11 protein-coding genes are annotated in these 14,037 nt (G+C 70.9%); 1 reads left to right on the top strand and 10 read right to left on the bottom strand.

The features are described 5' to 3' along the window. Nucleotides 1–738 precede the first annotated feature (738 nt). From J2S42_RS41360 to J2S42_RS41350, 3 genes are read right to left on the bottom strand one after another with little or no spacing between them, the layout of a single operon-like run. Nucleotides 739–3,921, bottom strand: coding sequence for a hypothetical protein (locus J2S42_RS41360; protein WP_307248564.1), 3,183 nt, complete (start codon nucleotides 3,919–3,921; stop codon nucleotides 739–741). Between the two features lie 25 nt (nucleotides 3,922–3,946). Beyond that, nucleotides 3,947–4,333, bottom strand: coding sequence for a phage tail fiber protein (locus J2S42_RS41355; RefSeq protein WP_307248563.1), 387 nt, complete (start codon nucleotides 4,331–4,333; stop codon nucleotides 3,947–3,949). A gap of 3 nt (nucleotides 4,334–4,336) precedes the next feature. After that, nucleotides 4,337–4,516: a hypothetical protein gene (locus J2S42_RS41350; RefSeq protein WP_307248561.1), complete on the bottom strand. Its 180-nt coding sequence runs from the start codon at nucleotides 4,514–4,516 to the stop codon at nucleotides 4,337–4,339. A 134-nt stretch (nucleotides 4,517–4,650) separates the two neighbouring features. On the opposite strand from J2S42_RS41350, the gene J2S42_RS42210 reads away from it, so the two are divergent. Next, entirely contained in the window at nucleotides 4,651–5,223 is a 573-nt protein-coding gene (locus J2S42_RS42210) for an HNH endonuclease (RefSeq protein ID WP_488193139.1), read from the top strand. Here the strand turns inward: J2S42_RS42210 and J2S42_RS41345 are convergent. The 7 genes from J2S42_RS41345 to J2S42_RS41315 all read right to left on the bottom strand — a co-directional run bounded on the left by J2S42_RS41345 (nucleotide 5,220) and on the right by J2S42_RS41315 (nucleotide 14,031). After that, the gene (locus J2S42_RS41345; protein WP_307248559.1) at nucleotides 5,220–6,257 is read right to left on the bottom strand and encodes a hypothetical protein; all 1,038 of its coding nucleotides are present in this window, start codon (nucleotides 6,255–6,257) and stop codon (nucleotides 5,220–5,222) included. The two genes, J2S42_RS42210 and J2S42_RS41345, sit on opposite strands and share 4 nt — an antisense overlap. 62 nt (nucleotides 6,258–6,319) lie before the next feature. Then, nucleotides 6,320–6,814: a hypothetical protein gene (locus J2S42_RS41340; RefSeq protein WP_307248558.1), complete on the bottom strand. Its 495-nt coding sequence runs from the start codon at nucleotides 6,812–6,814 to the stop codon at nucleotides 6,320–6,322. Continuing rightward, a complete protein-coding gene (locus J2S42_RS41335; protein ID WP_307248556.1) occupies nucleotides 6,814–7,749 on the bottom strand; it encodes a phage major capsid protein in 936 nt (311 codons plus the stop codon). Before J2S42_RS41335 ends, J2S42_RS41340 begins: the two co-directional genes overlap by 1 nt. Nucleotides 7,750–7,847: 98 nt before the next feature. After that, nucleotides 7,848–8,219, bottom strand: a complete 372-nt coding sequence (locus J2S42_RS41330) for a capsid cement protein (RefSeq protein WP_307248554.1) — start codon at nucleotides 8,217–8,219, stop codon at nucleotides 7,848–7,850. A 2-nt stretch (nucleotides 8,220–8,221) separates the two neighbouring features. Then, nucleotides 8,222–11,326, bottom strand: coding sequence for a phage protease (locus tag J2S42_RS41325; RefSeq protein WP_307248552.1), 3,105 nt, complete (start codon nucleotides 11,324–11,326; stop codon nucleotides 8,222–8,224). Nucleotides 11,327–11,378: 52 nt separating this feature from the next. Beyond that, nucleotides 11,379–13,532, bottom strand: coding sequence for a phage portal protein family protein (locus tag J2S42_RS41320; RefSeq protein WP_442320100.1), 2,154 nt, complete (start codon nucleotides 13,530–13,532; stop codon nucleotides 11,379–11,381). A gap of 76 nt (nucleotides 13,533–13,608) precedes the next feature. Then, a complete protein-coding gene (locus J2S42_RS41315; RefSeq protein ID WP_307248546.1) occupies nucleotides 13,609–14,031 on the bottom strand; it encodes a hypothetical protein in 423 nt (140 codons plus the stop codon). Nucleotides 14,032–14,037: the final 6 nt, after the last annotated feature.

Here is a 14,037-nt window from a genome sequence, read left to right as displayed (position 1 = left end):
GAAGCGCGGCGCGGGGCCATCACCACCTCCAAGATTTTTCAGAATGTAGGAGGTCGCCCCACGGGACGGTGCGGCGCATGGACCACCCCCCGGCATGACCGGCCCATGGGCCGCTAAGGTCTCCCGGTCCTCCTCGTCCACGCCGCGGACCAGCTCTCGTCCAGACGGGCCCAGCGCCTTGCTGCGTTCCAGGTCCAAGGCGCGCTGCACAGGATCAGAAGGTCGGGTCGGTGTCCGGCTGCCCGCGCTCGATCGCGGCGGGCGACCCAGCATCGCCACGGACCGTGGACGCCGCCTCGTGATTTGCGTCTCGGTCAGCCCTCGGCCACCCGCACCGACACCAGGCGACGCATGGTCGTGGAGGATCAGCCGAATCCACCTTGCTGACCCGTCGGGCGCGTGGTTCCGGGCCCCCGCCAGGGTCCGTTACGTCTCCCCCGCCGCCGAGGTGCACAGGCCGGGTCGACGTTTGAGCGTCCGGCCCGGGATGTAGGTTCGCGACCCGGGACCGGCCCGGCAGGCCAGACCGCCCCCACCCGCGGTCGGCCGAGGGCGAGCACGGTACCACCTGCTGGGCGTCGACACCCTGCCCGTGTTGCCGGTCACCGGTCCACGTCAGCACCCAGCCACCAGGCGGTCGTTACGTGACCGGCTCTGCCTGCCACAACTGGCCATCGGTTGCCGGCCAGCTCCACCGCGACCGGACACGGCGAGCGTGTGAGTGCCGACCGGCCAGGGTCAACGGTCAAGCGCCGCGCGCGTACCGCCGTCGAACGGCGACACGGTCAGGCGCGGTACGTCGGTGTCGCCGACCACGATGTCGGTCACGGGGCCCCTCGGAGGTGTAGGCGTGCAGGCGCCGCCGGCCGGTGTCCGCCACGAGCCGGGCGCGGGCGGTAGAGTTGCGGTCAGGCCGGGCCGGATGAGGACGGCGACGAGCCGGCGGGCGGTTGGAAACACGTCCGGAACGGCGGTCACCAAAAGCAGGGTCGCGGCGGAGAGCTGGGCTGCCGCCCCGCCGACGAGGGTGCCGCCCGCGCCGAGGTGAGAGCCGGCGGTGAGGGTGATCGCGCCTACGAGGCCCCGGCCGGCGGTCGCTTCGAGTGCGCTGGCCGCGGTGAGGAGCACCGTGCTGCCGGCGGAGGTGTGCCCGTCTGCAGAGAGCGTGGTCGCTGCGGACATGACGGCCAGGCCGTTCGCCCCGCGCGTCCCGTCCGCGGCGAGGCTGCTGGCCGCGCCGAGCATGACGTTCGCGAACCGGGCGGGAACGGTTTCGGCGGTGAGCCCGGCGGCTGCCGCAAGCACGACTGCACCCTGCCCGGTGGCCACGGCGGCGACTACCAGGCCGCTGCTGGCGGAGAGCGTCGCTGCGGCGATCGCAGCTCGGCCGGCCGCCGCGGACAGCACGGAGGTGGCAGACAGGATCGCGGTGGCCGAACTGGACCCGGCGGTGTCCGCGGTCAGGGCTGATGCCGCCGAGAGCTGGGCCGCGCCGGGCCGGATGCTGATTCCGCTGGCGGAGAACGTGCTGGCCGCGGATAGGAGTGCGGCTGCGGCGCGCGCCGGGATACCGGCGGCGGCGAGGCTGCTGGCTGCGGCCAGTGCCGCAGCGGCCGATGTGCCGCGCACGCCCGCAGCGGACAGCGCCGAGGTGGCGGAGAGCGTGGCCGCGCCGACCGTAGTACCGACACCTGCGGTGGTGAGGCTGCTCGCAGCCGACAGGATGGCGCCAACGTCCGCGCCGCTGCTGCCCGACACCGTGAGCGTTGACGAGGCGGAGAGCATGGCACCGGCGGCGGTGACGCGAGTAGCAGACGCGGCGAGTGTCGATGCCGCGGACAGTGCTGCTGCCGCCGATGCCGTACTCATGCCGCCGGCCGTGAGAGCCGACATCGCGGACAGCGTGACGGCACCGGACGCTACCCGGGTTCCTGCTGCGGTCAGGTGTGAGGCGGCGGAGAGTAGGGCGCCGACGATCGCTGTCGTGTCGCCTGCCGCTGTCAGCGACGATCCGCTGGAGAGCAGTACGGCGGCGACCGCCGTCCGCTGCCCGCCTGCGGCGAGACTGGACGCGGCAGAGAGCGTCGAGGCCCCGGCTGCGGTGCGCAGAGCGGCGGCGGTGAGGTTCGAGGTGGCCGAAAGGGTGGTCGCCGCGCCCGCACCGGCTGCCGCCACCGCGGACAGGCCGCTGGCGGCGGACAGAGTCGCCGCACCGGCTTGGGCGCGTACTGCGGCCGAGGTGAGGGACGATGCGGCGCCGAGCATGACCGTGCCGCCGGATGCTGCGGTCGCCCCGGCGGTAAGACCTGACGCTGCGGACAGTGCTGCGACACCTGGCGTGACCCGGACTGCTGCCACCGCCAGTGACGATGCCGCCGACAGCGCGGCCGCACCGGCCGCCGTTGCCGCGCCGCCCGCGGTGAGCCCGGACGATGCCGACAGTGCTGTGCCGGCCGGCACCTGCCGTACGGCGCCCGCGGTCAGCCCGCTCGCGGCGGACAGCGATACAGCGCCGGTGGTGCCGCGGGTTGCCGACACCGTGAGGCCGGACGCCGCAGACAGGCCGGCCGTGGCGGGCACGGCCCGGTCTGCCGCCGCCGTCAGCCCGGACGTCGCGCTCAGCGCAACGGTGCCGGCCGCGGTGGTGGCACCGCCCGCGGTCAGGCCGGAGGCGGCCGACAGGGTTGCGGACCCGGCGTGCGAGGCCGCCGCCGGGGTGTTGACGTTGTCGAAGTGGACGTAGTCGTTGGTGCCGGAGTCGCGGGCGCCTTCGAGGAGGATGCCGAGGCCGTTGTAGTTCGTCCACGACGGCGCCGGGCTTAGGCTGCGCTGGTTGGTCCAGGTTGTGCCGTCCGGTGACGTGTCCCAGTACAGGACGTTCGCGGCGTGCCGCAGCCGCCACCAGCGGTGCGCGACCGGGTCGTAGGGGATGAACGCGGCAGTCGGGTCGGAGTAGTCGACACAGTTCTGGAAGACGATGACGTTACTGACCGCGTCGTAGAACACGCCCGCGTAGCTGCCGAGCGTGTACATGGTGGCGGTGACGGCGAGCTGGGCGTAGACGGTGCCGGTGCTGCCGCCTGCGGCCGGGACGACCGGGACTTCGCAGTAGATGCTGGAATCCGCGAAATGCCAGCGCTGCGCCTGGTTGGCCGGCGTGGAGTAGACACCCGCGTACGCCGGGGTGCCCGCGGTGTGGGCGACCGGGACGCGGGCCTGGCCGGCGAGTAGGTCGGCGCCGCCGTACGGCCCGTCCCACGGCGGGTTCGCATAGATCAGCCCGGAGAACGCGTCGGTGAGCGACTGCGTGCGGGGGTAGAACAGCCCGTCAGCGCCGGAGAACTCGACCCAGCCGGGCGACGTGGTAACCGTTGTGCCGCCCTGAGCGAGGTCGGCGGTGCCGGTGTTGCCGTAGTGCAGGGTGCCGGTGTAGCTGGTCGTGACGGTGTTGTTGGCGACGTAGCCGATCTCGACGACGATCCGGTCCCCGACCTGAACGGCGACGTTCGTGACCGTCTTCGCGCCCTCGCCGCGGCCGGTCGCCGTGGTGGTGAACTCGGTCGCGCCGATGTTGTTCGTCAGCAGCGTGCCGCGGACCGTGTCCGTATCACCGGCCGTGACGAAGATGTGGACATGGAAGAAGTCGTTCGCCGCAGTGTTGCTCTCGAGGACGCCCGCGATCCACTGCACGGTCCCGGACAGCGTCCCGGCCGTAATCGCCGGATCCGAGATCCACCGGCCCCACAGCACGTCGAACGCGTTCGTCGCCGACGTCTCCGCGATCGCCGCGGTCGCCGCCGCGCCCTCGGGGACAGGGCTGAGGCGGCGGGCAAGCGTCGCCGCGGAGTTGTCCCAGGCGCCACGCTTCGTCGTCGGGGTGTAGCTGGCGGCAGCATTTCCCAGATACAACCTGGTGGCCATCGCCGACCCCCTACCGGAAGATCAGCTACGCGAGCGACGCGACGATCGAGGACGCCGAGAAGCTCAGCGTGTCCCCTGCCCCCACGGTCTTCGAGGCGGTGAGCGGGCCGGTCCAGATCCGGCGCGGGGTGCCGTTGCTGTCGTAGATGTCGATGCCCGTGACCGTCGCCGCCGGAAGACCCGTGAAGTTGATCGTGTTCGAGTTCGACGCCGACCCGGACGCCGCCGCCCCCATCGTGATCGTCTGCCGGGCGTACGAGCCACCCGTCACCTCGGTGCCCGCGGCGGTGTTCGTGCCGTTCGCGGTCAGCAGGGCGACACGGATCGGGGAGGTCGGCGCCACATACGCGGCGGTGGCGAACCCGGCGTCGATGTACCGGTTCGCTTCGGTTAGAACGAGATTATTCGGCACAGGTCAGCCCTCCACGGATGCAATGTCGGCCGGCGCGGTCCAGCCCGCCTGGTCCGGGCCAGTCCCGGTGGTCAGCAGGTGCTCGCGGAGCGCGTCGCCGCGCGGGTTGCCCTCGACGCCACCGACCCCGTCGAGCTGCGCGAGGCACACCTCGCAGTTGCGGGCGATGGCGCAACAATCCATATGAAAAGCGGCTTGCGTGTCGCCACCAAGGTCAATTACATGCCTTGGGTGATCATCGCTTGTCATGCAAATGGGGCAGGTCCGCACAGGGTTAGTAGCCATCTTCAGCCAGCCTCCATTGATACAATTTCCAAATGCCTGCAAGACTGATTACCTGCGGCGAATGCGGGGACGAAAAGCCGATCCATGCGCGCGGCATATGCCGGAATTGCTACAACCGGCTCCATCGGGCGAGACGACTCGGCAGACACCAGTTAGACCACCAGCCCGCCGAGGTCTGGATGTCCCTGCTGGACACCTCCGACCCCAGTGCGTGCTGGACTTGGCCCGGCCCACTAAACACGCATGGATACGGGCAGCTTTTCGGGAACAACGCCCACCGCTTCTACTACGAGCAGGCGAAGGGTTCAATTCCGGAAGGGATGCATCTGGATCACGTCTGCCACAACACGGATCCAACGTGCCCAGGCCGAGAGTGCAAACATCGCGCATGTGTAAACCCGGACCACATTGAGGCAGTGACGCCTCACGAGAATCAATTAAGGAGCCCGCATACGGCAGCCGGTAGATCGCGTCGGCAAACTCACTGCCGCAGCGGACACGAATACACCGAGGAAAACGCCTTATGGGTAGGCGGACGTCGATACTGCATAGCTTGCAAGGCAAAGAAGGCCCGAAGGGTGAGTCCGGCGAACGTTGCCGCCTAGTTCGGGGAGAACGCGAGCGCGCTGACGGTGCCTGCGCCGACGGCGATCGGGAGGACGCTCGTGTTCACGACGGTGACCTTGCAGCCGGTCGTCGTCTGCGAGCCGGGCTTCACGACAACGTCGAGCTTCCCGAGGATCGCGGTGCTGCCGGACAGCGACGGGAACACCTGGTAGCTGGCGGTCGGCATCGCGGTCTTCCAGCTCAGAGAGACCTCGTTCGCGCCGACCTGGAGCGCCGGCAGCATGGCCGGCTCCTCGGGGGCGGCCAGCCTCGCCGTAGCGGCCGGGCCAGTGATGGCCGCGAGTTGCACGAGGTCGGTCCAGGTGCCGCCGTAGGGCCGCCACTGAATCGCGGTGCCGTTCGACCGGAGTTCGACGGCCTGGTGCGCGGACATCCAATTCGCGACCGCCGTGGCGATCGCATCCGGCGTCGGGGTCGGGCCGGTCAGCTCCGACCACGACGCGAGCACCGTCCAGGCGTCCCCCGCGGTCCGCCCCTCAATACCCGATACTCCCCGGCGCAGTTCGGCATTCCGGCCGGCGGCGGGCGGATGCGCGGCCAGCCACGAGGCAACCGCGCTGTCGACCTGCTCCGGTGTCGGCGGCAGCCCCGGCTGGAGCTGGATCGCGGCGACCTCGGCCCGGAGCGCATCGAGGCCCTCCGCGAGCAGGCCAGCGTTCCGCCACAGCGCCTGCCGGTCGGCGAGCGACGCGGCCAGCGCCTGCTGGTACGACGTCGCCGTCACCTGCAAACCGGCGACCTCGGACTGCGCGGCCGTCGCCAACGACGACGCCGAGTCGGCGGTGGCCTTGACCGCCGCCAGCTCAGCCGACATGCCGCCGGCTGGCGGTGTCGGGTCGGCGGGAACGTCGCCGACCTCGGCGATCATTCCCAGGCCAGCCAGCCTGGCCACATCCGCTGACACCGCCTCGGCCGGCACCGGATCGCCCGCGTAGGCGAAAAACAGCTGTGGTCCGCCACCAGTCCAGCGATGCAAACCAACGCAGGCGGCAACGACAACGTATCGGGGCATGGCTCACCCCGGTGAGGTAGGTGCTGGGCCGCCCCGCTACGGCCCAGCACTTCTTCCCCCGGTCAGGACTGCTGCTTGCCCATCTCGACGAGGTCGGCCTTGTCCTGCTTGACCAGCTCGTCGTAGTCGTAGCCCTTGCCGACGAGGTACTCGACGTGGACGTCCTTGCCGGCGCGGCCGTCCGGAGCGGCGCCGTCGGCCGGGAGCTTCGCCCGCGCGGCAGCGCGGCGCTCGGCGACCTCCGCCGCCGCCTTCTCGGCGTCGCTGGCCGGGCCGTTCGGGTTCGCGCCGACCGACTGACCGCCGGAGGGTGTCGTCGTGATCCCCTCGGGCACCTCGACGTCCTCCGCCCCGGACGGGAAACCGTCGGCGTTGAGGCCGCCGGTCGCTTTCTCGCCGACCTTCGCGACGTAGTGGTTGCGGAGCAGGTGGTCGAGGTTCGGGGTGTTCGCCGGGATCAGCGCACCCTTCTCGAACAGCCGCCACGAGACACCGGCCGCGTCGGCGATCTTCGCGTACGCGCACTCGGCGATGACCTGGAATCGGGCGTCGCTCATCAGCCCAGGCTCCCCGTGCCGGTGATCTCGATGGCCGCGCCCGGCTCGGTGACCATCGGGGCGGTGATCCGGCGGGCCTGGATGTCCCAGGCGTCCCGCGAGTCCACGCGGATGACCTTGAACTGGAGGCCGTTGTCCATCGTCGCGTAGCCCGGGTCGACCTCGGTCTCGTCGGCCATGCCGCCGAGCTCGTTGTCGTCGAACACCCACACCGAGTCCCGGGGCAGGTTCCCGACCGACGTCGAGATGATCCGGTACTTGCCGATGTACTCGATGTCCCCGCCGTAGATGGGGTTGTCGGTCGCCTCGCGGCGGCGCAGCGCGGCGATCGCCGGGTCGGTGACGAGCATCGCGTACTTCGTCGTCGACATCAGCAGCGTGTTCGGCCGGAAACCCTGGTTGAGGTCGACGACCTTCGCCGCGGCCTTCTCCACGTCCCGGAACAGCAGCGCCGACGCGTTGTCCCACGTCGCGGCGGCGGCACTCGTCGCGGTGACCAGCGAACCCATCGCGGACGTGGCGAGCCGGTCTACCTTCGTGATGATCGTGTTCGCGGCCTTGCGCAGCGACCGGTCGACCTCGTCACCGCCGTACACGGACCGCTTGATCTTCTCGTCGGTCAGCGGGGTCGCCTCACCCCACTTACTGACCTTGACCAGCATCGCGGTGCCGTCCGCCGGGCTGTCCCGCGGGTACTCGCCGCCGGGCGCGATCGACTCGATCGGCCGGGAGTTCACGATCGGCTCGCCCGTCTCGGCCATCGCGGCACCGCCGTTGGCCTTGATCTTCCGGGTGAGGATCTGGTCGGCGACGAACCGCAGATCCGGGATGCCGCGCAGGCGCCGGGCCAGGAACGTCGGGTTCCGCAGCAGGCGGTCGATGGTCAGGAGGGTGCCGGACAGCGTTGCCGCTGCCGGAGGGTAAGCGCCCGGCATCGGGGCTCCTTTCGGATCGCCCGGAGGCCGGGCACACGAAAGCCCGGCACGAATGACGTGCCGGGCTTGGAAGACGAGAGGTCAGTGCGGGCGGGAGGTCAGATCTCCATCCACTCCACGAGCGCCGTGTCGGCGGCCGTGGTGAGAGCGATGCCGAAGTTCCCGACGCCGGCCGTGGCGGTCTTCACCGCGCCGGCAGCGGCGGCGTTGATGCGGTCGCCCGCGGTGATGGCGCCGGCCGCGGTCGAGATGTGGACCTTGCCGCGCGGGTGGTAGGCGAATCGCTCGCCGCTCACGACGTCGTGAGCGGCGGTGCCGACGACGGCGTTCGAGTCCGCGCCGGCCGGCGCGACGGTGCCACTGCCGGACACGGCGAGGACCACACCGACGCCGTTCGTGACGGTGATCGTCGACGACGCGGTTGCGGTGATGACGTCGCGGTAGAGGAACTTCGGCTCGTACGCGCCCATGCTCAGGCCGCCTTCCGGGTCGGTGCGTCGACAGCGGACACGAGCTGCTCGTACTCGCTGTCGAGGGTGTCTGCGTCCGGCTCGGCCGGACCGGTGTGGCCGGATGCCATGACCGGCACCTCGGAGCCCTCACCACGACCGCCGAGGATGTCGGTGACCATCTCCGAGTCGCGGTCGTAGCGGTCCTCCCATGTGGCCCGGTCGGCGGGCTTGAGCCGGCCGGTTGCGAGCAGCCCGTCGAAGAAGCTGGCCTTGACGGTCTGCGCCGCGGAGGCCTTGATGGTGTTGAGCTCGTCGCGGACCTTCGCGAGCTCCTCCTTCATGACCTGGTTCGCGGCCTCAGCCTTCTCCGCCTTGTCGGTTGCGGCGGCCGACGCGGCGACCATCTCAGGCGTCGGCTGCGGCGAGTCGGCCTTCGACTTGAGCGCGTCGAGCGCCGTGAGCATCGCCTGCTCGTCGGCGTCGTCGGCCAGGCCGAGCCGCGCGCGCAGGTCTGCGTGCAGGGTGGACACCATGTCCTCCTCGGGTGTGGATGGGTCCGGCTCGGCGGCCGGCAGAATCGTGGGCTCGGCCGCTGCGGCGACCTTGCGGTTGCGTTTGTCGCCAGGCCAGTAGCCGTAGCGCTCGTGGAACCACTCCGACGCGATCCGCTTCGCGAACGCCGGATCGACCTTGGTCCGTAGGTGCTTGTAGAGATCCGTCCAGGACTTCCACTTCTTCAGCCCGGGCCCGTGCAGCCACCACGACTTCAGCGATTTCCCACTCCCGGCCGCGGCGGCGACCGCCTCGGCCTCGTCGAGCGGCTCGTCCGGGCCGGCGCTACCGATGAGCGGAATGTCGAGCGTCTGGCCGGCGAACGCGATCCGGAGCCGGTCGAACCGGACCGGGCCGACGCGCTCGGCCAGCGCGGCGAGCGCGTCCACGCCGTCGGCGTACCGGGCGGTCAGGTGCGGGATCCACGGCCGGTGCTGGTCCGGCATCGGCGCGTCGTAGAGCGCGCCGGCGACGAGCGAGTGGACGATGTCCAGCCACTCCCCCGACAGCAGCAACACCGCGCACGGATCACGGTCGCTGGCGTCGCCCGGGTTGAACAGGGCGGGAGCGAACGCCTCGGCCTCGATGACCGGCAGGCCGTTCGCCGCCGCTGACACCGCGTCGATGACGTCCTGCTGGCCGGCCACCCCCAGGTCCGCGGCCTCACCGAGATACGCCAGCGTGACATGCAGTTGCTCGGCCGGTTCGCCGCCGCCGACCGCGAGCCGCGCCGCGTCCTCAGGCGTCGGGATGAGCGCGACCATCGCGCCGGTGTGGACCTCGGCGGCGGCCTGCACACTCGACGAGCCGACCACCTTGTCCAGCAGTGCCCCGAGCTTCTTCAAGGCGGTGTTGTTGAAGTCGACGGCGGCGCTTCCGTCGTCCGGCTCCCAGTCGGCAGGCGCACCGGGCGGACGCAGTGACAGCGAATACCGCGGCCCGCTGTCCGTCATGACCGCCTGGTAGACCAGGTCACCCCACTCACCGGACACGACCCCGTCGGTCAGGTAGCTCTCGTCGAGGAAGTCGCCGATCTCGCCGTCGTTGCGGCGGATCGCATCCCGGACTTCGGCGAGCTCGGCCTGCGCCTCGGGGGTGAGCGGCTGCGGGTCACCCGTCAGTTCGCTGCGGCGGGCTTCGAGCGCCTGCCGTTCCGCCGACAGCGCCCCCTGCTTTTCCAGGCCTTGCGCGTACAGGAACGAGTAGGTGGTGGCGGTCTTCTCCTCACCCGGATGTGCGGCCAGGTACGCCTCGCGGTATGCCCCTCGTGCCTCGCCGGGTTCTGCCCGCGCGACCCGCTGACGGTCCTCGGGCCGCAGCTCTTCGATGCGGCGCTGGGCACGCTCCTGCTCCTGGTTCAGGCGCGACGACACGTCAGCAGACCGAACGTCGATCTTCTGGAGCTCTTTCTTACCTGCCGCGTTCAGACCCGGATACTGGGAGTTGATCAAGGCCCGTTCGCGTTTCTCCAGGTCAGAGCCGCGCTTCTCCAACGACTTCTGGTGCTCGGCGCCCTGACGGCCCATGTCGAGCATCTGCGGCAGCGCCGCGTGGAGCGCGCCGATTCCCGTCTCGTCGAGCACGGTGGTCCACTCGTCCTGATTCCCGGACCAGGGCTCGGAGACCTCGTCGTCGTCGCTGTCGTCGTCACTCTCAGCCGCATCGCTGTCGAGGTCATCGTCGCCGTCGTCGACCTCGGGCGGGTTGAGGCCGATGTGGAGGCGCCGGCCGGTCGGACTGTCGACCACGGCGACCTTCACGACACCTTCAGTGCCGTCAACCTGCGCACCACCGGCGAGGGTCTCGCCGTCGCGGAGCTGGATCCGGTCGCCGATCTTCAGTGAGTCCTTCAGCGGTGCGGCGGGCTTCGGCGAGCTTCCGCCCGCGCTGCCGCTGGACGAGCCGCTGCTGCCGGACCCGCCAGCAGTCCGACTGCCCCCGGATGAGGCCCCGCGACCTTCCGGTCCGTCGTTCGTGTCGACGCGGGAGAACCGGCCGCCAGCGTCGCGCTTGGTGCTGCCCTCGTCGAAGTCCTCGGCACGCCGGCGGGCCATGATGGTCACCTGCACGCGCTCGGCGCCCTCCGGCACGTCCGGATCGGACGCGGCCACGCCGAGCATCCCGGGCAGGTCATTCAGGTTCCGGATCGTCTTCACTGCCGGCGGCGTCACCCCGAGCAGTGCGACCGCGGTCAGCACGAACTTGTGGACGTGGCCGGCTCCGCAACGGTGGTTGTAGTTGCCCTCGATCGACCTCGACGGGTACGCGGCGGCCTGGACGGAGTGCAGCCACGGCAGCGTCACCTGGTCGCCGACGAGCGTGCTGCCGCCGTCGGTCGCACGGAGGTTCTCGAACCAGCCGAGCGCCGGTTCGCCGTCCCCGACCGCGAACCGGGCATCGGTGTGGCCCAGTTTCACGACCGGCTTGCGGATCGCCGGGCACGACTGGGCGTCAACGGCCGCGGCGATGTCCTCGGCGGTCGGCGTCCACGAGCCGGTCATGGTTTCCCACCGGCCGGTCCGGACGAGTTCGACGCCCTCACGGCGCGCGAGGTCGACAGTCGGGGCGGTCATGGATCACCCCGATCGTCAGGTCAGATGGTGCGCAGATCAGGCGTGTGAGTGCTCAACGCGCCTTGGCGGTCCAGTCCGCGGCGATGTGCCCGCGGCAGCGTCCGGGCCCGCCCTCGCAGTTGCGGTAGCCGCTCGCCGGGTAGTCGATGAGTGCGGCCCGTAGCGTCCGATACGTCTTGCCGTGGACGGCGTCGCAGGCGTCGCAGCGCTTCTCGTCCGCCCACTCCGACGCCCGGAACGTCGTCCCCTTCGGGGCTCGCTCGAGCACCGACAGGCGGCCAGCATGCTGGGCTGCGGACAGCAGGGCACCGAGCTGGTCGGCGACCATGCCGCGCTGCGCCGTCGACAGCGCATCCAGGTGCCGCTCGACGGCATCCCGGACCGACTCCGGGTCGGCGCCCGCGTGCTGCAGCGCGATCCGGCCAGCACCGGACGCATACCCGGCGGCGATGATGTGCGCGACCGCCTCAGCTGTCGCGTTTACCTTCGCCGCACCCGCGTCGCCAGCTCTCACGATCACGTCATGCGCGGCGGCCTCAGCCACCACACCGGCCGCGGCCTGCCGGGCGAGCTTCGTGCCGCCCTTGCCGAGCATCGCGGCCTGAGCTGCGATGACACCGGCGGACGCGGCGAGCTGCCCGAGTCGGGGCAGGTCACCGTCGGCGACCGCCGTCTCGGCCTGCGCGGCAAGTTCCGTCACGAGCGGTGCCGCGGTCTTCGGCCAGGCGGCCAGCAGCTCAGCGCGTGCCGCCTCCCACTGGGCCTGGATCTGCTCAGGCGTCTCCGGACGGGCCGCGGCCTGCACCGGGTGGCCGTCACCGAACAGGCTCATCTGGTCGGGGTTGCTGCGGCGGCGGGACCGCTGTGCAGCCTTAACCGGCACGGCGGCCTCGTCGTCGAGCAGCCCCCAGTCGTCACCCTGCTCGCCGTCTGCCGTCGAGTCTGGCTTGGCCAGGTCCACGCCGGTCGCGTTCAGCGGCTTCGGCGCGTCCGGGTCCCGCTCAGGGAGCCGCCATTCGCGGCGGATCCACGCCTCGAGCGCCGGGTCGGCCGAGAGTGCGCCGGACGACAGCAGCGAGTTAAGGGACTCGGAGGTGACCTCGCGGCGGGAGCCGATCCCGGACACCACGACGGAAGGCACCGGCTCGTCTGACCCGAAATTCCACTCGACGATCCGAGCCGCGATCTGGCGAGTCGCCACGTCCGCGGTTTCCGTCGCCCAAGCCTCCAGCGCGAGCGTCCAGCTATCGATAAACGACTCTCCGAGCGCGCGCGACCCGGACTGGCTGGTGCCTAGGTCGAGATGCGGCATCAGGGCCGCGCCGGCAATCTCCTGGTTCAGAAACCGGATGAAGCCGAGCGTGTCAGGCAGTTGACCAGCGATCCCCTGAATGACCAGCTCAAAGTCCTGCGGCATCGCCACGCCGGCCACGTCACCGGCACGCGCGGCGGACGCCATACGCTGCGCCTCGGCCATCTGACCGGGGCTCGGGTTCGAGCCGGGCCGGGCCTGCGCGACCGGGATGCCAGCGGCCCAGCGGCGGTGAGCGATCGAGTTCGTGCGCAGCATCTCGCGCTTGAGCAGCCACGCCGGGTAGCTCGCCCGCAGCAGCGAACGGCCTTGCCAGGCGATGCCCTCCCGCTCGCGCGCATGCCAGGCGAGCTGGGAGGCGGGGATCTGCGGCCGGTCATCGCGGTGAACGCCGTCCTGGGTGACGCCGAGCAGCGTCCCGCGCTTCGGATCGACGTGGATCCGGGAGATGGTCCAAGGCATCCGATCTGCGAGAGCGACCAGGTGGGCGGTCCCGTCGACTACCTCCGCCTGAAGCTCGTGCCCGACGTGACCGAACGCCGCCGAGGTTCGCAGCGAGGTCCGCAGATAGTCGTTCCACGACACACCCTGCAGCCGAGCGGCGCCGGCGGGGTCTTGTCCGGCGACGAGTAGGCCCAGACCGTCCGCGACGAGCTTGACGACTTCGGGTCGGCAGCCGCGGCCGTCGACCTGCCACTGCGCGCGCCGGAGCTGAAGCGTCCAGCCGTCGAGGACGGACGACAGACGGCTCTCGTGGCGCATCTGCGCGTACGTCTGGACGCTGAGCGGCCAGGTCAGGTCAGGGATGTACTCGGTCGTGATGTCGTCGAGGATGTCGGCGTACCCGCTGAGCGCGTCGGAGACGTGCCCGCGGAGCCGGGTGGGGGCGCTCATCCGTCCCCCTCATCGGTCAGGTGTTGCGGGCGCGGCCCGAGCCCGTGGCTGCGTCGAGTCGCGCCCGGCTCGCGGGTCAGCGCTGGGTGCGCTGCGGAACGGTCGGCTCGGTCACGTCGGCCGGGGTCTCGCCGTCGGCCGGGAGCGGCTCGGCCGGCTGCTCCGGGTCGGCCGGCGTCTCGGGCTGCGGCTCGAAGCCGTCGTCGGCGCGGCGGGCGTCGTCGCCGAGACGGGTCAGGCTCGCGGACAGCTCGTCGACGGCGGCCTGGATCTCCGGGCTGACCTCGCCGTCGCGGACGGCCTGCTCCAGGCGGGCGACCGCGTTCTGCAGGTTGGTGAACGAGGTGGCCTGCGCGGCGGACACGTCGTTGGTCTGCTCGGCGAGCGCCCTGAGTGCGTCGATGACCGATGCCATGGTGATCTCCTGTCGTTGGCGGTGCTGCTGGATAGCGGAGAGGATCTCGGCGGTGCCGAGCAGGTCGCGGAGCCAGGCGCGCACGGGGCC

The organism is Catenuloplanes indicus, assembly GCF_030813715.1.
Taxonomy (GTDB): domain Bacteria; phylum Actinomycetota; class Actinomycetes; order Mycobacteriales; family Micromonosporaceae; genus Catenuloplanes; species Catenuloplanes indicus.
This window is presented reverse-complemented; position numbering and strand designations above follow the sequence as displayed.

What these genes read in the sequence shown, in the direction of transcription:
- J2S42_RS41360 (WP_307248564.1), bottom strand. Translation starts at nt 3,921, where the DNA reads ATGGCCACCAGGTTGTATCTGGGAAATGCTGCCGCCAGCTACACCCCG.
- J2S42_RS41350 (WP_307248561.1), bottom strand. Translation starts at nt 4,516, where the DNA reads ATGGATTGTTGCGCCATCGCCCGCAACTGCGAGGTGTGCCTCGCGCAG.
- J2S42_RS42210 (WP_488193139.1), top strand. Translation starts at nt 4,651, where the DNA reads ATGCCTGCAAGACTGATTACCTGCGGCGAATGCGGGGACGAAAAGCCG.
- J2S42_RS41345 (WP_307248559.1), bottom strand. Translation starts at nt 6,257, where the DNA reads ATGCCCCGATACGTTGTCGTTGCCGCCTGCGTTGGTTTGCATCGCTGG.
- J2S42_RS41340 (WP_307248558.1), bottom strand. Translation starts at nt 6,814, where the DNA reads ATGAGCGACGCCCGATTCCAGGTCATCGCCGAGTGCGCGTACGCGAAG.
- J2S42_RS41335 (WP_307248556.1), bottom strand. Translation starts at nt 7,749, where the DNA reads ATGCCGGGCGCTTACCCTCCGGCAGCGGCAACGCTGTCCGGCACCCTC.
- J2S42_RS41330 (WP_307248554.1), bottom strand. Translation starts at nt 8,219, where the DNA reads ATGGGCGCGTACGAGCCGAAGTTCCTCTACCGCGACGTCATCACCGCA.
- J2S42_RS41325 (WP_307248552.1), bottom strand. Translation starts at nt 11,326, where the DNA reads ATGACCGCCCCGACTGTCGACCTCGCGCGCCGTGAGGGCGTCGAACTC.
- J2S42_RS41320 (WP_442320100.1), bottom strand. Translation starts at nt 13,532, where the DNA reads ATGAGCGCCCCCACCCGGCTCCGCGGGCACGTCTCCGACGCGCTCAGC.